Consider the following 17,632-nt stretch of genomic DNA (forward strand, 5'->3'; position numbering starts at 1 on the left):
CGCGTCGTCGGCCGCGTGTCCCGTCGTCGGCCCGCGCCGCCCCGACGGCGTGCCTCGCCGCACATGACCTGCCGGGCAGGCCCTAGGCTCGACCGGGTGGAACAGACCCCGAATCCGGCCGGGCCGCCGCTCACCCCCCGTACCGCCGTGGTCTGGTCGGTGCTCCGCGCCGAATTGGACCGCCGACCCGCCGCCGAGCTGACCGTGCTCGACGTCGGCGGTGGCACCGGTGGCTTCGCCGTGCCGCTGGCCCGGGCCGGGCACCGGGTCACCGTGGTCGACGCCAGCCCCGACGCGCTGGCCGCGCTCAGCCGCCGGGCCGCCGAGGCCGGGGTGGCGCAGCGGGTACGCGCCGTGCAGGGCGACGGTGACGCGCTCGCCGGACTGGTCGAGCCGGCCAGCGTGGACCTGGTGCTCTGCCACGCCGTCCTGGAGGTCGTCGACGATCCGGCGCCGGTGGTGGCCGCGCTGGCCGGGGCGCTGCGGCACTGGCTGGACGACGCGGCCCTGCGGGCACGCCTGCGCGAGGCCGCCCTGCGGCGTCGGGACACGCTCGACGACTGGACGGCCACCACCACCCGGATCACCACCGCCCTCAAGGAGGCATTGGCGTCATGAACGAGCGTCAGCGAGTGAATCATCGGTGCAGGGTGGTGGTGCCTCATGGCGGCACGCAGCGGAGCGGAGTGCCGGCATGAGTAAGCGTCAGCGAGTGAATCATCGGTGCAGGGTGGTGGTGCCTCATGGCGGCACGCAGCGGAGCGGAGTGCCGGCATGAGCTTCTCGCTTCCGCCGGGCTTCGCGCAGTGGCTCTCGCTGCGCGAACCCGCCGACGTGGCGGCCCGGTCGACGGAGCTGGTCGACGCGGTCCGGGCCACCCTGACCGACGGCCCGTACCTGGTGCGCGACTTCGGCGCCGGCACCGGCTCGCTGGGCCGCTGGCTGGCCCCGCTGCTGCCGGGCCCCCAGCACTGGGTGCTGCACGACCAGGACCCCGACCTGCTGGCCCGGGCCTGCGCCGACATGCCCACCACCGCCGCCGACGGCAGCGCGGTCACGGTACGCGCCGAGGCGGGGGACCTGACCCGGCTGACCGACGGTGACCTGGCCGGTACCGCCCTGGTCACCGCGTCGGCGCTGCTCGACATGCTGACCGCCGAGGAGATCGACCGCATCGTGGCGGCCTGTGTCGGTGCCGGCACCCGGACGCTGTTCCTGATCTCGGTGACCGGCGGGGTGCGGTTGACCCCGTCCGACCCGCTGGACGACGAGGTGGCGGCGGCCTTCAACGCCCACCAGCGGCGGGCCGTGGCGGGCCGGCACCTGCTCGGCCCGGACGCGGTGCAGGCGTGCACCGCCGCCTTCGCCCGGCACGGGGTGCCGGTGCGGGTGCAGCCCAGCCCGTGGCGGCTCGGGCCGGACGAGGCCGACCTGGCCGGGGAGTGGTTCGCCGGCTGGCTGGACGCGGCCCGCGACCACCGGCCCGAGCTGACCGACCGCACCGAGGAGTACGCGCGTCGTCGGCGCGAGGAGGCTAGAACCGGTCGTCTCGGGGTACAGGTCGATCACGTCGACCTGCTCGCGCTGTGCCATTGAACCGGTGGCCGGCCGACTACGTGCGTACAGTCAGGGAAGATCGCCATGCCGGGGAGGCACGCGTGGGGGATGTAGCTGGTGGCGCCGTCTCCACGGCCGCCCCGGCGGGTCGGTCGTTCTGGGCTTGGGCACGACTGGCGCTGGGACTCGCCGTGCTCGTCGGGCTGCTGCTGTGGCTGGGAACGGGACCGTTCCTGGCCGGACTGCGGCTGATCGACGCACCCGCGTTGGGTGCCGCGCTCGCCATCGGCCTGTTCACCACGGTCTGTGTCGCCTGGCGGTGGAGCCTGGTCGCCGGTGGTCTCGGCGTCGGGCTGCCGCTGCGGGAGGCGGTCGCGCACTGCTACCGGGCGATCTTCCTGAACGCCACGCTGCCCGGCGGGATCCTCGGCGACGTGCACCGGGCGGTACGCCACGGCCGTGACGTCGGTGACGTGGGACGCGGCATCCGGGCGGTGGTCTGGGAGCGCGTCGCAGGTCAGGTGGTGCTGGTCGCGGTCGCGGTGGTGCTGCTGTTCGTGTTCCCCTCGCCGGTGCGGCCGTACCTGCCGGTGGCGACCGCCGTCGCGGTCGCGGTGCTGGCCGGCGTGGTGCTGACGGCCAGGATGCTGCCGCAGTCGGGCGCCACCCGGGTCACCCGCGCGATCGGTACGGCCGTCTCCGACGTGCGCCACGGCCTGCTGGGCCGACGCACCTGGCTGGGTGTGCTGCTCGCCTCCGCGCTCGCGATCGGCGGGCACCTGGCGACGTTCCTGGTGGCGGCGCGGACGGCGGGCTCCACCGCGCCGCTGACCCTGCTGCTGCCGCTGACCCTGCTTGCCCTGCTCGCGATGGCCGTGCCGGCGAACGTCGCCGGTTTCGGTCCGCGCGAGGGGGTGGCCGCGTGGGCGTTCGCCGCCGCCGGCCTGACCGCCGCCGAGGGGGTGGCCGCGGCGACCGTGTACGGGGCTCTCGTGCTCGTCGCGAGCCTGCCCGGAGCGGCCGTGCTGCTGGCTCGACGTGTCCGTGTACCCGCCACCGTATGACGAGGAGACCCATGTCCGACTCACTGCCTCTCGCCTCCATCCGGACGCAGGTCACCGTGCCGCTGCGGTTCCCCGACGGCTACGCCACCACCGCCCGGTTGTTCACCTTCGACGGCCTGGTCGACGGCCGGGAACATCTCGCCTTCGCCCTCGGCGACGCCGAGCAGGGCGGGGCCGTGCCGTTGGTCCGCCCGCACAGCGAATGCCTGACCGGTGACGTCTTCGGCAGTCAGCGCTGCGACTGCGGCCCCCAGTTGCGGGAGGCGGTGCAGCGGATCGCCGAGGTCGGCGGGTACCTGCTCTACCTGCGGCAGGAGGGCCGGGGCATCGGTCTGTACGCCAAGCTCGACGCGTACGCGTTGCAGGACGCCGGGCTGGACACCTTCGAGGCCAACGTGGCGCTGGGGCACGAGGAGGACGAGCGCGACTACACCGTGGCCGCGCAGATGCTCGTCGCGCTCGGTGTCGGGCCGATCGCGGTGCTCAGCAACAACCCGGAGAAGACCGAGCAGTTGGGGCGCCTCGGGGTCACCGTCACCGAGCAGGTGCCCACCGGTGTCTTCCTCTCCCCGGCCAACGCCGACTACCTCGCGGCCAAGGCCAGCCGCGCCGCCCGTACCGTCGATCTTCCCTTCGTCCGGTGACCGGCCCGGCGACGGCGCAGCGCCCGTACGTGCTGCTCAGCTGCGCGACCTCGATCGACGGCTACATCGACGACGCCACCGAGGAGCGACTGCTGCTCTCCAACGACGCGGACCTCGACCGTGTCGACGCGGTCCGTGCCGACTGCGACGCGATCCTGGTCGGCGCCGGTACGGTCCGCCGGGACGATCCCCGGTTGCTGGTCCGCTGCGACCGGCGCCGGGCCGAGCGGGTGGCCCGGGGCCTGCCGGAGTCCCCGACCCGGGTGACCCTGACCGGCTGCGGCGACCTGGACCCGACCGCCCGGTTCTTCACCGTCGGCGACACCGACCGGATCGTCTACAGCGCCAGTGGCGCGCTGGAGAAGACCCGGCACCGCCTCGGTGACCTGGCCACCGTCGTCGACGCCGGTGACCCGGTCGACCTGTCGCGGGCCCTGGCCGACCTCGCCGACCGGGGGATACGGCGGCTCCTGGTGGAGGGCGGCGCGGTGGTGCACGGCCAGTTCCTCGCCGCCGGGCTCGCCGACGAACTGCACCTGGTGGTCGCGCCGTTCTTCGTCGGGGACCGGCGGGCACCCCGGTTCGTCGGTGAGGGCCGGTTCCCCTGGCATCCGGGCCGGCGGGCCCAGGTGATGGAGGCGCGTCAGATCGGGGACGTGGTGCTGACCCGCTACGCCCTGTCGGAGCGCTGCCGGCCGGCGTGACCGGTGCGCCGTCCCGCCCGGCCCAGCACCAGCGTGGTGCGCAGGTCGAGGAGGACAGTGCCACCGAAGTCGTCGACCAGTCGGCCGAGGACGGTCAGACCAGCCCGTTGCTGCTCCGGCGACCGGGAGAGGTACGGCCCGAAGGTGCGCACCAGGTCGAGATAGCGTTGCCGGTCGAGGGGCAGCTCGCGTCGGAAGACCTCCTGGCGGACGTCGACGAACTGTCCATGGTCGACGATGTCCTGGTGGAACCAGTCCGTGGGCCGCTCCCGCACGGTGGGGTCCAGGGCGTGCAGTGCCGATCGGATCGCCGCTCGTTGGCCGGGGTCGGTGTAGTCGTAGCGGTGCCCGAGGACAGCCAGTGTGCCGCCGGGCGCGAGTGCCCGCCGTGCGTGTGCGTTGCGGGTGGCCGGATCCAGCCAGTGCCAGGCCATGGCGCAGGCCAGCACGTCGACCCCACCGGCGGGTGGCGACCACTGGTCGAAGGTGCTGACGTGGAGGCGAACACCGGGGTGACGCGCGGCCAGCAGCGCCGCCATCCGGGGATCGGGCTCGATGCAGGTCAGGGGTGCGCCGATGCGGGCGAGCGCGGTCGTTGCCTTGCCGGTGCCGGCACCTATCTCGACCACGGACGCGGGCGTGCCGCCGTGGTAGGCGACGATCTCCCCGGCGATCTCGGGCGGATAGCCCGGCCGGACGGTGTCGTACAGGTCGGCCACCGATCCGAAGACGTCCACCACGGCACTCCTCTCGATTGCGGAACCCGCCTCCGAGATCACGCTCGATCAGGGATCGGGTGGTCACTGCGGCGCTGGGATGCCACTCGATCCTGGATCGAGCGCGACCCTGGGTCGGTCGAGGAACATCAGGCGGGCCTGTTTGTGCGGCAGGTCGATCAACGGGCCCTCGACGAAACCGGCCCGCCGGAGTCGGGCGATCGCCTTGTCGTTGCGAGCGTCCGGCTCCATGATCAGCCGCCGTCGGGTGGGGTCGGTGAAGACGAACGCGACGAACTCGGCGAGCAGCGTGCCGGTGAACCCGGGCTCGGGGCGTACCGGGGTGCCGATCAGCAGGTGGCCGCCGTAGTCGCCGGGGCGTACCGGGTAACACTCGCCGACCGGGTCGTGTTCGGGCTGGTAGCCCTGGAACAGCGCCACCGGCTGCCCGTCGCGCAGGGTGAGGTACGCGTGGTGGCTGGGCAGCGAGTCGACGTACCGGTAGACCTCCACGACCCGGTCCCGGTCGGCGTCGCCCATCCCCCAGAAGCGGGCCCGGTCCTGGCTGACCCAGCCGTGGATGACGTCCGCGTCGGCCTCCGGGTCGACCGGCCGGAAGGTGACGGTGCCGAAACCGGGGACGTGCCGCCGGTGGTGGTGCGGGTCAGTCATCGTGCTCCTCGGTGAGGCGGTCCCAGTCGCAGGTCACCTCGACCAGGTCGCCGCGCAGCCAGTGGGGGAGCTGGTCGTCGCGGTGTGCTCCGGTGCCGGTGGCGCCGAGCGGCACCACCCAGCGGCTGTCCTCGCGGCGGGCCAGGTCCCACACGTACCGGGCGGCCGGCCCGCGCAGGCACAGGTCGGTGACGCCGGGGACGCTGGAGGTGGCCAGCACGCAGTCGCTGTCGCCGTGCAGCTCCGGCCCGGGCGGCGCTGCCGGGTCGGGCAGGGCCTGCCACGCCAGCAGCCGGTGCCGCTCACCCCACCGACGGGTGTCGCCGGTGGCGGCGACCTCCTCGGCTGCGGCCCGCACCAGCGCGTCCCGGTCCACGCCGGGCAGGTCGGCGTGGAGCAGCGGCACCACCGCGTACCCGACCCGGGGCACCAGGGCCAGCCAGGGGTGGAAGACCTCCGGGTGGGCGGGCGGCTCGGCCAGCCCGGCCAGCGCCGGGTGGACGGCGAGCCGTCGGGCCACCGCCGAGCGCAGGTCGGCGAAGGCCGCCGCGTCGACGCTGTCGGCGGCCATCCGCCGGTCCCACGCCAGCAGGCGGGTCCGCAGCGCGTCGGCGTCGGCGCTGAGGCCGTCCAGGTCGGCGAGGACCGCGAGCAGCGGTGCGGCGCCGGCCAGGTGGGTGTCGGTGTGGACGGCGGCCATCTGCTCCGCGCGCCAACCGGTGCGGGCGGTGAGCAGCGTACGGATCCGGTCGGCGCGGTACGGCGGGGCGAACTCGACGCCGAGGGCGGAGGAGATGCCGCGCTCGTTGGCCATCACCGCGACCCCGTCGACCGGGGACTGCGGGGTGTCGTGCCAGCCCTGCCAGGTGTGCTCCGCCGACCAGCCGGGCACCACCCGCAGGCCGTTGTCCGGGTGCCGTCGCGGCACCCGCCCGGCGACCCGGTGCAGCAGGCCACCGTCGGTGTCGGCGGCGAGCACCACGTTGACCGGCTCGACCCAGCCGTCCAGGGCGGCGTCCAGGTCGCCGACGGTGCGGGCGCGCAGCAGCGCGGGCAGCACGGCGAAGCCGAGGTCGGCGGTGACCCGGGGCGGGTGACGCAGGCTGACGGTCAGCTCGGGATCGTCGTCGGGGCCGCCGGAGACCACCGGCCCCCGCTCGGTCTCGATCACCTCGACCTCGACCGGGTCGGCGCCCGCCACCTCGATTGTCTCGACCTGCCGGTACGCCGGCCGCCACCCGTCCGGCCCGTACGCCTCGACCGCGTCACCGACCCGGCGCAGCCGCTCGGCGTAGAGGTCCTGGTAGTCGGACATCGCGTTGGTGATGGCCCAGGCCACCGCACCGGCGTGCCCGAAATGCGGCAGGCCCGGCACGCCGGGCACGGCGAACCCGAGCACGTCGTACTCCGGGCAGGCCAGGCGGATCTGCTGATAGATGCCGGGCGCCTCGATGAACCGGTGCGGGTCCCCGGCGATCAGGGGCGCGCCGGTGGCGGTGCGGTCCCCGGTGACCAGCCAGCCGTTGCTGCCGGAGGTCACCTGCCCGTCGACGGCGAACAGGCGGGCCGCCGACGCACCGAGCTTGCGCGCCACGTGTTCGCGCCAGAGCTTGGTGGGCAGCCCGGCGAAGAGCACGTGGTGACCGAGCCAGACGGCCAGCGGTGTCCATGGCTGCCAGGTGCCGGGGGACAGGCCGGTGGCGGCGAACTCGGGGGTCCGCGCCGCGCCCTCGGCGAGGCCGCTGTTGACGCCGTCGACGTACCGGCCGACCCACTCGGCGGTCGCCGGGTCGAGCGCCGCGTGGCAGCGTCGCGCGGTGTCGGCGAGCCGGACCTGCCGCGCGAACCGGTCCCAGGCGAGCGCGTCCGGGCCGAGGAAGGCGGCGCTGCTGCCCTGGGAGCGGTGTCGTTCCACCTCGATCTGCCAGGCCCGGTCCAGGGCGGTGACCCGACCCTGTGCGTACGCCAGCGAGCCGGGGTCGTCGGCGCGCAGGTGCGGGATGCCGTAGCGGTCCCGGTAGCGGCGTCCACTGTGCGCGGAGGGTCCGGTCGTCCGCCGCTCGTCCACGGCGTAACCGTACCGGTGCGCAGGGGAGTGGCGGGGACCGGCGGTGGGGGAAACGGGTGGTGGCTCGATGACGGACAGTGTGAGCTCCTGTGTGGTGCGAAACGCCGAGCGGGACTTGACAGTCGGTTAGGTTAGGTTAACCTAACCGCGGTTGTCCAAGGTCCTCTCGACCCTGATCGAAAGACGACGCGATGCCTCATCCCGTCTCCGTCCGCCGTTCCCCGCACAGGGGCTCACTCGCCGCCGGCACTGCTGACGCAGTCGGCGTGGCCGCCGGCCGTGACGGAGACGACTCGCCGATCACTTTCGGTCCTCCGCGTGACGGTCACATCGGTCGACCTCGCTTCGCACCTGCCATTAGCGGCCTCGTGCCGACCGCCACCCCGCCCCCGGGTGCGCGACTGCTCGCCTGACGCCTCCGGGCGACCCGCGCCTCATCCCGTCGGCCGCCCCTGCCACCACCCGCCGAGACCGCAGCACTCCGCCGCTCGACGTACGAGCGGCGGGTTCCGGCTGCCCGACACCTGATCCGCCGAGCGTGGAGGACGTCCATGACCCTGCCGGTGCACACCGCCGAGGCAACGCCGACCCGGCCGCCGAACGGGCCCACAACAGCCCGGGCCCACCTGTTCCACGCCGGCACAGTCGAGGAGTACCGGCGCGTCGTGGCGGCCGGCACCGAGCGGGTGGCCCGGCGGGTGGCCGAGGCGACCGGACCCTGCACCGGCGTACGCCCGGACGAGTTGGCGCCGCTGGTCGACGCCGTCGACCTGGACCGCCCGCTGGGTGACGCCACGGCCGCCCTGGACGAGTTGGAGGAGGTCTACCTGCGCGACGCGGTCTACTTCCACCACCCCCGCTACCTGGCCCACCTGAACTGCCCGGTGGTGCTCCCGGCACTGCTCGGCGAGGCGGTGCTCAGCGCGGTCAACTCCTCGATGGACACCTGGGACCAGAGCGCCGGCGGCACCCTCATCGAACGACGGCTGGTCGACTGGACGGCCGGCCGGATCGGGTTCGGCCCGACCGCCGACGGGGTGTTCACCAGCGGCGGCACCCAGTCCAACCTGCACGCCCTGCTGCTGGCCCGGGAGGAGGCCCTGGCCGGGGCCACCCCCGCCGACCGGCGCATCCTGCTGCCCCGGCTGCGGATCATCGCCTCGGCGGCCGGCCACTTCAGCGTCCAGAAGGCGGCCAAGCTGCTCGGCCTCGCCCCGGACGCGATCGTGCTGGTGGAGACCGGCCCGGACCGTCGGATGCGGTCCGGCGCGGTCCGCCACGAGATCGCCCGCTGCCGCCGTGACGGCCTGCCGGTGATGGCGGTCGTCGCCACCGCCGGCACCACCGACTTCGGCACCATCGACCCGCTCGACGGGATCGCCGAGGTGTGCGCCACCGCCGGGGTGTGGCTGCACGTCGACGCCGCGTACGGCTGCGGGCTGCTGGTCTCGCCCACCCGCCGGCACCTGCTCGACGGCATCGAGCGGGCCGACTCGGTGACCGTCGACTACCACAAGTCCTTCTTCCAGCCGGTCAGCTCCAGCGCGGTGCTGGTCCGTGACGGGCGGACGTTGCGGCACGTCACCTGGCACGCCGACTACCTCAACCCGGCCCGGATGGTCGCCCAGCGCATCCCCAACCAGGTCGACAAGAGCATGCAGACGACCCGGCGCTTCGACGCCCTCAAGCTCTGGCTGACCCTGCGGGTGATGGGCCCGGACGCGGTCGGCGAACTCTTCGACGAGGTCTGCGACCGGGCCGACGACGCCTTCGATCTGGTCGCCGCCGATCCCCGCTTCGAGGTGCTGACCCGTTCGCCGCTGAGCACGGTGGTGTTCCGCTGGTTGCCCACGGGCCGGGGGCGGGACCTGGCCGACGCGGCCAACCTGCGGGCCCGGGAGGCGCTCGCCGCCTCCGGCCTGGCCGTCGTCGCCGGGACCAAGGTGGACGGTCGGCAGTACCTCAAGTTCACCGTTCTCAATCCGCACACCACACGCGAGGATGTCGGGTACGTGCTGGACCTGATCGCCGAGCACGCCGGCCGGTACGTGCACGCCCACGCCGGCACGCCCGCCGTTGACCTGACCTGCCCGGTCGGCTGACATGCCGCCGGAGAACCCGAGCCTGGAGGGCCGGATGTCCAGCTACGACTTCATCGGGATCGGTCTCGGCCCTTACAACCTCGGCCTGGCCTGCCTGACCGCGCCGATCGCCGAGATCGACGGGCTGTTCCTGGAGGCCCGCGACGACGTGTCCTGGCACCCCGGGATGCTGCTGGAGTCCTCCCGCCTACAGACCCCGTTCATGGCCGACCTGGTGACCCTGGCCGACCCCACCTCGCCGTACTCCTTCCTCAGCTATCTCAAGGAGATCGGCCGGCTCTACCCCTTCTATATCCGGGAGAACTTCTATCCGCTGCGGGTGGAGTACGACGCGTACTGCCGGTGGGCCGCCGGGAAGCTGTCCAACCTGCGCTTCGGCCACCAGGTGACCGCCGTCGAGTACGACCCGGCCGACGACCGGTACGTGGTGACCGCCACCGTGGCCGGCGAGACCGTGACGCACCGGGCCCGGCACGTGGTGCTCGGCACCGGCACCCCGCCGCACCTGCCGCCCGCGTGCGCCGGACTGACCTCCGACGCGGTGCACAACTCGCGCTACCTGGAGAACCGGGACGCGTTGCGGGCCAAACGGAGCATCACCGTGGTCGGCAGTGGCCAGAGCGCCGCCGAGATCTACCACGACCTGCTCGGCGACATCCACACGTACGGCTACCGGCTGAACTGGGTGACCCGCTCACCCCGGTTCTTCCCGCTGGAGTACACCAAGCTCACCCTGGAGATGACCTCACCGGACTACGTGGACTACTTCCACGCGCTGCCCGAGGCGACCCGCTACCGGTTGGAGTCCGAGCAGAAGGGCCTGTTCAAGGGGATCTCCGCCGACCTGGTCGACGGCATCTTCGACCTGCTCTACGCCACCAGCGTGCACGGCCCGGTGGACACCCGCCTGCTGACCAACACCGAGCTGACCGAGGTCACCTACGACGAGGCCGCCGGGGTGCACACGCTCGCGCTGCGCCACGTCGAGCAGGAACGCGACTTCACGATGGAGACCGAGGGGCTGGTGCTGGCCACCGGCTACCACTACCGGGTGCCGGCGTACCTGGACCCGATCCGCGACCGGCTGCGCTTCGACGGGCACGGCCGGCTCGACGTCGCCCGCAACTACAGCATCGACAGCACCGGGCGCGGCGTCTTCCTCCAGAACGGTGGTACGCACACGCACAGCATCACCTCGCCCGACCTCGGGATGGGCCCGTACCGCAACGCCTGGATCATCCGCGAGCTGCTCGGCCGGGAAGCGTACCCGATCGAGAAGTCGATCACGTTCCAGGAGTTCGGGGTGCCCGCGTGACCGAGCTCGTGTTCACCCGCCACGATCCGGGGCTGGGCGAGTTCGCCCTGCGCACGCTCGACGTGGCCACCGACGCGCCGCTGCTGCACCGCTGGGTCACCCACCCCAAGGCGGCGTTCTGGATGATGCAGGACGCCGACCTGGACCGGGTCGCGGCCGAGTACGGCGCGATCGCCGCCCACCCGCACCACGACGCCTTCCTCGGCCTGTGGCGCGGCGAGCCGGCGTTCCTCGCCGAACGCTACGACCCGGCCCGGGTGGAGCTGGTCGGCCTCTACGACGCGCAGCCCGGCGACGTCGGCATGCACTTCCTCTGCGCGCCCACCGACACCCCCGTGCACGGCTTCACCACCGCCGTGATCACCGCCGTGATGGCCTGGCTCTTCACCGACCCCGCCACCCGTCGGGTCGTGGTCGAGCCGGACGTGCGCAACACCGCCGTGCACGCGCTCAACGCGGCGGTCGGGTTCGAGGTGACCGGCCCGATCGACAAGCCGGAGAAGACGGCGCTGTTGAGCATCTGCACCCGGGAACGGTTCGTCGCCGCGACCCGTAGCGAAGGAGCATCATCGTGACCACCCCCGCCTCGTCCGCACCGGTCGCACACCTGCGTCCGCAGACCTGGGAGCGGGTCAACCGGCTGCTGGTGCGCAAGGCCCTCGCCGAGTTCACCCACGAGCGGCTGCTGACCCCCGAGCCGGTCGACCCGGCCGCCGGGCCCGCCGACGCGCACGGCCGCCGGTGGTACGCGGTGAGCGGCGACTCCGGCGCGGTGCGGTACCGCTTCGCCGCGCGGGTGCTGGCGCTGGAGCACTGGGACATCGACCCGGAGAGCATCACCCGGCACCGGGGGGACGAGTCGCTGCCGCTGGACGCCGTCGACCTCTGCCTGGAGCTGCGCGACGCGCTCGGGCTCGCCGACCGGATCCTGCCCGTCTACCTGGAGGAGATCACCTCCACGCTGGCCGGTGCCGCGTACAAGCTGGACCGCGCGCTGCCCAGCGCCGCCGAGCTGGTCGAGGCCGACTTCCAGGTGATCGAGACGTCGATGACGGAAGGCCACCCGTGCTTCGTGGCCAACAACGGCCGCCTCGGCTTCGGCGTCGACGAGTACCACCGCTACGCCCCGGAGGCCGCCCATCCGGTCCGGCTCGTCTGGGTGGCCGCGCACCGCGACCACGCCACCTTCACCAGCGCCGCCGACCTGGAGTACGCGAGCTTCCTGCGGGCGGAACTGGGCGAGACGACCCTGTCCCGGTTCGCCGACACGATGCGTGACCTCGGTCTGGACCTGGACGACTACCTGCTCATGCCGGTGCACCCGTGGCAGTGGTGGAACAAGATGGCGGTGACGTTCGCCGGTGAGGTGGCTCGCCGCCGTCTGGTGCACCTCGGCGAGGGGCCGGACGAATACCTGGCCCAGCAGTCCATCCGGACCTTCTTCAACGTCAGCGCGCCGCAGCAGCACTACGTCAAGACCGCCCTGTCGGTGCTGAACATGGGCTTCATGCGGGGACTGTCGGCCGCGTACATGGAGGCCACCCCGGCGATCAACGACTGGCTCGCGGAGCTGGTCGCCGGCGACGCGGTCTTCGGCGCCACCGGCCTGACCATCCTGCGGGAGCGGGCCGCCGTCGGTTACCGGCACCGGCAGTACGAGGCGGCCACCGACCGCTACTCGCCGTACCGCAAGATGCTGGCCGCACTCTGGCGGGAGAGTCCGGTGCCCGGCCTCGCCCCCGGCGAACGGCTGGCCACCATGGCGTCGCTGCTGCACGTGGACGCCGACGGCCGCTCGTTCGCCGCCGAACTCGTCGCCGCCTCGAAGCTGGCGCCGACCGAGTGGCTGCGCCGCTACCTGAACGCCTACCTGACCCCGCTGCTGCACGCCTTCTACGCCTACGACCTGGCCTTCATGCCGCACGGCGAGAACGTCATCATGGTGCTGCGGGACGGCGCGGTCGAGCGGGTGATCTTCAAGGACATCGCCGAGGAGATCGTGGTGATGAGCGCCGAGGCGGAGCTGCCGGCGACCGTGGAGCGCATCCGGGCCGACATCCCGGAGGACATGAAGCTGCTCTCCATCTTCACCGACGTCTTCGACTGCTTCTTCCGCTTCCTCAGCGCCACCCTGGTCGCGCAGGGCGTGGTGGACGAGGAGACGTTCTGGCGGGCGGTCGCCGACTGCGCCACCGCGTACGCCGACCAGGTGCCGCACCTGGCCGACCGGTTGGCCCGCTACGACCTGTTCGCCCCGGAGTTCGCGCTCTCCTGCCTCAACCGGCTGCAACTGCGCGACAACCAGCAGATGGTCGACCTCTCCGACCCGTCGGCCGCCCTGCAACTCGTCGGCGCCCTGACCAACCCCCTGGCCCGCTTCGCGCCCGCGCGGTGAGCCGCCGACCCGCCCTGCCTGACGGCGGCCGGGCGGGTGGCGTTCGCGGTTGTGGTGGCGAGGCCGGGCGTCCCGCCGTCGAGCGTGGGCACGGCGGGACCGGGTGCCGCCGTCAACCGGCTGCCGGCGCGAGTCGGGCGAGGTGCGTGTCGATCTCCGTGCGGGCGTCGGCGGGACTCAGGCCGGTGGTCAGGATCCGGACCGTGATGCCGTCGGTCAGGGTGGTCAGCGCGGCGGCCTCGGCGCGCGGTTCGACGTGCGCCCCGAGGTCGCCGCCGGCCCGACCCCGGGTGAGCAACCGTTCGAGGTTGGCCCGCAGGGCCGCCTCGCTCTCGGCGAGGATCTCCGCTATCTGCGCGTCGACCAGCGCCTCGGCGGTCAGGACGAGCCAGACCCGGGCCTCGAAGGTCCGCTCGTCGTCCAGCGGGACGATTTCGCACGCCGCCTGCCGGAGGACGTCCACGGTGATGGCGTCCGCCGGGATCGTCTGCGCCCGGCGCGTCACCCGTTCGGCGAGGTGCGCGATGGCCGCCTGCACCATGCGTTCCCTGGTCGGCAGGTAGTGCTGAGCGGTCGCCAGCGCCATGCCGGCCTCGGTGGCGACCGCCCGGACGGTCATCCCGACCGAGCCCGAGCGGGCGAGCACTGTGCAGGCGGCGGCACCGAGATGCCGCCGCCGCTCCTCATGATCCACAACCTTCGGCACGCCAGCGATCATAGATGATCGGTCATTTGACCGATATAGGTCAGCGACCTAATCTAGCGCCCATGAGCAGTTCCGCACCGGGCCGGACCACCCCGATCACCCACGCCCCTCGATTCACCTACCGCGACATGGCCCTGGTGTTCCTCGTCGGCATCGGCCTGGCCAACTCGGCCGTGGCGGACTTCCTGGCACAGGGACCGGCCCGGCTGGGCATGTCCGAGATGGCGGCCACGAGCATCGCCTGGGCCCTGATCAACGGCACCCAGTTGGCCGTCGGCCTGCTGGTCACCTGGCACCGCTTCGGCGCGATCCGCCGACCGCTGCTGCTGGAGCGCCCCGACCGGGCCCAGGTCGGCGCCGCCGCCGGATGGGGCATGGCCAAGGCCGCGCTGACCCTCGGCCTGCTGCTGGTGCTGCCCACCGCGCTCACCGAGGGCGGCGGTGGAGAGGGCGGCTACCCCGCCGGGAGCCTCCTGGCGCAGTTCACCTTCGCGTTCGCCTTCGGTGCCGTCGCCTCACCCGTCTACGAGGAGGTCCTCTACCGGGGCGTCTTCTTCCGCGGACTGGCGGCCCGGATGCCTGCCGTCGCCGCCATCGTCCTCTCCTCGGCTTTCTTCGCCGTAGCGCACCTGCCCCGGTTCTTCAACACCATCAGTGCGCTCGTCGCCGGGCTCATCTTCGCCTGGCTGCTGCACCGGTACCGCAACCTCTGGGTGCCGATCCTGGCCCACGCGGTCAGCAACGGCACCCTGGTCGTGCTGGCCTTCGCCGTCGAGGCCACCGCAGGTTAGTCGTCGGACAGGTCGGCGAGGTCGCGCGCCACCAGGTCGGCCAGCAGCGTGTGCCGCCCCGGGTCGTTGTCGGGCGTGATGCCCCGACTCGGCATCTCCACGGTCATCAGCAGGTGCAGGTGCATCCGGTACAGCGCCAACCGGCGGCGCACCCCGTCGTCGAAGACGAGCGGCGTGCCGGTGGCCTCGGCGTACCCGCGCAGGAACGGATGGGTCGGCTCGTCCTCGGCCCGCCGGAACAGCAGCGGCGAGACCAGGTCCAGCAGCGGGTCGCCGTAGAGGAACCGTTCGCCGTCGACCAGCCCGCACATCCGGTACGCGCCGGTGGCGTCCGGCGCGGCCAGCACGTTGCCGTCCCAGCAGTCGAAGTGCAGCAGCGCCGGGCGGCGTACCTGGTCGAGCAGGTCACCGTGCCGGGCCACCAGCGCGCGGAACCGCTGCGGCGGGGCGGGCAGTGCGATGTCCCAGTCGGCGGCGTCGGCGAGCAGGTCATCGATGATCGCCGTGAACGCCGCCCGCCAGGTCGTCCCGCCGCTGCGGCCCGCGTCGTAACCGAACCGGTCGCCGGTGATCCGGTGCACGGCCGCCGTCGCCGCGCCCAGGTCGGCGCGGGCCGGTGCGTCGTCGACGTCCAGGTCGGGCAGGGCGCGGCCGGGCAGTCGGCTGGTGACCAGCCACTCGCCGAGGCGCGGGTGCACGCCGTGGTGCAGCACGGCCGGCACCGGCACCGTCGGTGCGCCGTCGGCGACCAGCCGGAAGTAGCGGGCCTCGGCGGCGAGCAGCCCGGTCTCGTACCGCAGCAGCCGGGCGCGGGGCGGCGGGCCCACCTTGAGCACGACCTCGCGGTCGTCGTCGAGGTGGACCCACCACACGGTGGCGAAGCTGCCGCCGGTCAGCGGCGCACAGTCGCGGACCTTGCGGTCGGGGCCGAACGAGGCCCGGACGTAGTCGGCCACGTCGTCGGCGGTGAGGACCTGTTGGGTGGGGCTGAGCGGCGGCACCGGACCAGGGTATGCGTCCGGTGCCGCCGGTCACCGGTCAGCCGCCGGTCACCACTCCGGTCAGCACCACGTCCACGATCGGCCCGTTCTCGCGCTCGGTGAAGGCCAGCTCGATCCACTCGTCCGGCTCGGTCACCGAGTCGGCGATCGTCGGCACGATGACCTCACCGACGCCGGTCTCGGCCGGAATCACCACGTACGGGATCAGCCAGGTCTGCGACAACGGCCGTTCCGGCTGCACCGACTCGTTCGCGTAGTTGGTGAACCACTCCGGGTCCACGTCCAGGGTGGACAACTCCGGCCCGGCGCTGGGCGCCTGTGGCCAGGTGGACAGGAACAGCCCCTGCTCGGTCGGCGCCGACGCGGACAGGCGCCAGCTCAACAGTTCGCCCTCGGCGACGCGCACCTCACGGGACTCGACGGTGAGCACCGGCACCGGGTCGTCGTTGCGGACGTCGAGTCCACCGACGTAGTCGCCGACCACCACGCCCCGGTCCGTCTTGACGGACAAGGTGTACTGCTCGGTGTAGTTCCACAGCGTGTCCCCGACCACCTCGACCGGCACCGGGATGCGGCGCTGACCGGGCCGCACGGTGGCCGTCCAGATGCGCGTCTCGAGGGTCACCGGGTCGAGCAGGTACAGCCGTACCGCGCCGCTGCCGCGTCCGGTCAACGACACCGGGATCTCGTGCGTCCGGGTGCCGGAGTCGCCCTCGGACACCTGGAGGGTGCCGACGTCGAGGCGGGGCAGGGGGGCCGGGCGTGGGTCGGGCGTGCCCGGCGTCCATCCCCACGCGTCGAGCAGCCAGGCGCGGCCGGTCGCGCTGCGCGGGGTGATCTCGATTGCGGCGAGCCGGGTGGGGGCGCCCTTCAGCGGCACCCGCACCTCCTGTGCCCAGTACGAGGTCGTGTACCCGGTCCCGGGCAGGCCGTCGACCCGGACCTCGCCGAGCCGGGTGCGCCGTCCGTCGGTGCCGACGACGGTGACGTCCCACCGGTTGTCGGTGGTGTTCGGCGGGACGATGACGCGGAGTGCCAGCTCCCGGGCACCGGCGACGGATACCGGCCGGGGTGGCGCCAGCCGGATCGGGGTGCCGGCGCGGGACCAGGTCAGCTCGGCCGCGTACCGGTCGGCGTCGGGCACGTTCCAGTAGAACGGCACGAAGTGCGCGAACTGCGCGTTGCGGTCGTCCGGGTCGAGGCAGGACCGCTGCGGGTCGAAGGTGACCTGTTCGCAGAGGCGAGCCCCGCCGGAGAGCCTGGTCGACGCATCCGGTGTCAGGACCGGCGTGCGGTTGCCGCCAAGCGCGTGACTGCGCACCCGGGCCGGGTCGGCCGAGGGGGCGCGTCGGCCGCTGCCGTCGAGCAGTGGTCGGACCCGGTCGTCGCCCGCGACGAAGAGCCGTGCGGCGGCGGCGACGTAGGTGGCGCCGACGGTCTGCTGCTGCGCGGCGGTGAGCCGGGTCGGGGTGCCGGGATCACAGACGGCATCCGGGCCGCCGTCGTCGGTGAAGAAGTCGTCCCACGACGGGGCCACCGCCTGTCCGGGCGTCCATTCGGTGTTGAAGAAGTTGTGGTTGGCGCCGATGACGTAGAGCGCACTGTGCAACGCGCGGCCGGAGCTGACCCCGCGCGTGCCGTCCACGAAGATCTGGCCCTGCTGGTCGAGGACGTCGCCGTCGCAGCCGGGCAGGATCGTTACCGACGGGACGTCCGGCACCGGGTTGTGGCCGAAGATGGTCGGACCGATCAGCAGCAGACCGCGTACGGTCCAGCGGACCCGGCCCGAGTAGCCGTCGACGGCGGCCGGCGGCGGGGTGAGCGAGTCCATCGCGGCGCGGTTGACGCCCTCGCCGCCCCGGGAGTGACCCACCAGGAGCACCCGGTACAGGTCCTG

Annotated in this window: 15 protein-coding genes and 1 pseudogene; 10 read left to right on the top strand and 6 right to left on the bottom strand. The window is 73.0% G+C overall.

Translation table 11 applies throughout. The features are described from left to right. Positions 1-63 precede the first annotated feature (63 nt). The 5 genes and pseudogenes from EYA84_RS10820 to EYA84_RS10840 all read left to right on the top strand — a co-directional run. Positions 64-483: pseudogene (locus EYA84_RS10820) on the top strand (class I SAM-dependent methyltransferase); the annotation flags it as partial. Between the two features lie 291 nt (positions 484-774). Beyond that, positions 775-1,596, top strand: a complete 822-nt coding sequence (locus EYA84_RS10825) for a class I SAM-dependent methyltransferase (RefSeq protein ID WP_131052900.1) — start codon at positions 775-777, stop codon at positions 1,594-1,596. Between the two features lie 62 nt (positions 1,597-1,658). Then, a complete protein-coding gene (locus EYA84_RS10830) occupies positions 1,659-2,621 on the top strand; it encodes a lysylphosphatidylglycerol synthase domain-containing protein (protein WP_131052901.1) in 963 nt (320 codons plus the stop codon). An 11-nt stretch (positions 2,622-2,632) separates the two neighbouring features. After that, a complete protein-coding gene (gene ribA, locus EYA84_RS10835) occupies positions 2,633-3,265 on the top strand; it encodes a GTP cyclohydrolase II (RefSeq protein ID WP_131052902.1) in 633 nt (210 codons plus the stop codon). Then, a complete protein-coding gene (locus EYA84_RS10840) occupies positions 3,262-3,969 on the top strand; it encodes a dihydrofolate reductase family protein (protein WP_131052903.1) in 708 nt (235 codons plus the stop codon). Before ribA ends, EYA84_RS10840 begins: the two co-directional genes overlap by 4 nt. Here EYA84_RS10840 and EYA84_RS10845 read toward each other — a convergent pair. From EYA84_RS10845 to EYA84_RS10855, 3 genes are all read right to left on the bottom strand, one after another. Next, entirely contained in the window at positions 3,936-4,706 is a 771-nt protein-coding gene (locus tag EYA84_RS10845) for a trans-aconitate 2-methyltransferase (RefSeq protein WP_161594945.1), read from the bottom strand. The genes EYA84_RS10840 and EYA84_RS10845 overlap by 34 nt on opposite strands. Positions 4,707-4,769: 63 nt before the next feature. Further along, a complete protein-coding gene (locus EYA84_RS10850) occupies positions 4,770-5,357 on the bottom strand; it encodes a GNAT family N-acetyltransferase (RefSeq protein WP_131052905.1) in 588 nt (195 codons plus the stop codon). Beyond that, positions 5,350-7,425: a penicillin acylase family protein gene (locus tag EYA84_RS10855; protein WP_131052906.1), complete on the bottom strand. Its 2,076-nt coding sequence runs from the start codon at positions 7,423-7,425 to the stop codon at positions 5,350-5,352. Before EYA84_RS10855 ends, EYA84_RS10850 begins: the two co-directional genes overlap by 8 nt. A gap of 551 nt (positions 7,426-7,976) precedes the next feature. Between EYA84_RS10855 and EYA84_RS10860 the strand changes: the two genes are divergently transcribed. From EYA84_RS10860 to EYA84_RS10875, 4 genes are read left to right on the top strand one after another with little or no spacing between them, the layout of a single operon-like run. Then, entirely contained in the window at positions 7,977-9,527 is a 1,551-nt protein-coding gene (locus EYA84_RS10860) for an aspartate aminotransferase family protein (RefSeq protein WP_131052907.1), read from the top strand. A gap of 34 nt (positions 9,528-9,561) precedes the next feature. Further along, positions 9,562-10,842 carry a lysine N(6)-hydroxylase/L-ornithine N(5)-oxygenase family protein gene (locus EYA84_RS10865; RefSeq protein ID WP_131052914.1) on the top strand — a complete coding sequence of 427 codons (1,281 nt, stop codon included), beginning with the start codon at positions 9,562-9,564 and terminating at the stop codon, positions 10,840-10,842. Next, positions 10,839-11,417 (top strand): GNAT family N-acetyltransferase, encoded by a 579-nt coding sequence (locus EYA84_RS10870; protein ID WP_131052908.1) that lies wholly within the window; start codon positions 10,839-10,841, stop codon positions 11,415-11,417. Before EYA84_RS10865 ends, EYA84_RS10870 begins: the two co-directional genes overlap by 4 nt. Continuing rightward, positions 11,414-13,237, top strand: a complete 1,824-nt coding sequence (locus EYA84_RS10875) for an IucA/IucC family siderophore biosynthesis protein (protein WP_131052909.1) — start codon at positions 11,414-11,416, stop codon at positions 13,235-13,237. Before EYA84_RS10870 ends, EYA84_RS10875 begins: the two co-directional genes overlap by 4 nt. Before the next feature lie 112 nt (positions 13,238-13,349). On the opposite strand, the gene EYA84_RS10880 is transcribed toward EYA84_RS10875, so the two are convergent. Then, positions 13,350-13,943, bottom strand: coding sequence for a TetR/AcrR family transcriptional regulator (locus EYA84_RS10880; protein WP_131052910.1), 594 nt, complete (start codon positions 13,941-13,943; stop codon positions 13,350-13,352). A gap of 62 nt (positions 13,944-14,005) precedes the next feature. On the opposite strand from EYA84_RS10880, the gene EYA84_RS10885 reads away from it, so the two are divergent. Then, the gene (locus EYA84_RS10885; RefSeq protein WP_131052911.1) at positions 14,006-14,734 is read left to right on the top strand and encodes a CPBP family intramembrane glutamic endopeptidase; all 729 of its coding nucleotides are present in this window, start codon (positions 14,006-14,008) and stop codon (positions 14,732-14,734) included. On the opposite strand, the gene EYA84_RS10890 is transcribed toward EYA84_RS10885, so the two are convergent. Together EYA84_RS10890 and EYA84_RS10895 are read right to left on the bottom strand one after the other, a co-directional pair. Beyond that, the gene (locus tag EYA84_RS10890; protein WP_131052912.1) at positions 14,731-15,735 is read right to left on the bottom strand and encodes an aminoglycoside phosphotransferase family protein; all 1,005 of its coding nucleotides are present in this window, start codon (positions 15,733-15,735) and stop codon (positions 14,731-14,733) included. The genes EYA84_RS10885 and EYA84_RS10890 overlap by 4 nt on opposite strands. 37 nt (positions 15,736-15,772) lie before the next feature. Further along, a partial coding sequence (locus EYA84_RS10895; RefSeq protein WP_131052913.1) for a hypothetical protein occupies positions 15,773-17,632 on the bottom strand: 1,860 nt, incomplete at its 5' end.

Origin of the sequence: Verrucosispora sp. SN26_14.1 (assembly GCF_004307965.1) — a bacterium.
Lineage (GTDB): Bacteria > Actinomycetota > Actinomycetes > Mycobacteriales > Micromonosporaceae > Micromonospora.

Bases quoted from the DNA above. Each gene is read 5' to 3' on its own strand.
- ribA (WP_131052902.1), top strand. From the start codon at position 2,633: ATGTCCGACTCACTGCCTCTCGCCTCCATCCGGACGCAGGTCACCGTG.
- EYA84_RS10860 (WP_131052907.1), top strand. From the start codon at position 7,977: ATGACCCTGCCGGTGCACACCGCCGAGGCAACGCCGACCCGGCCGCCG.
- EYA84_RS10850 (WP_131052905.1), bottom strand. From the start codon at position 5,357: ATGACTGACCCGCACCACCACCGGCGGCACGTCCCCGGTTTCGGCACC.
- EYA84_RS10825 (WP_131052900.1), top strand. From the start codon at position 775: ATGAGCTTCTCGCTTCCGCCGGGCTTCGCGCAGTGGCTCTCGCTGCGC.
- EYA84_RS10865 (WP_131052914.1), top strand. From the start codon at position 9,562: ATGTCCAGCTACGACTTCATCGGGATCGGTCTCGGCCCTTACAACCTC.
- EYA84_RS10885 (WP_131052911.1), top strand. From the start codon at position 14,006: ATGAGCAGTTCCGCACCGGGCCGGACCACCCCGATCACCCACGCCCCT.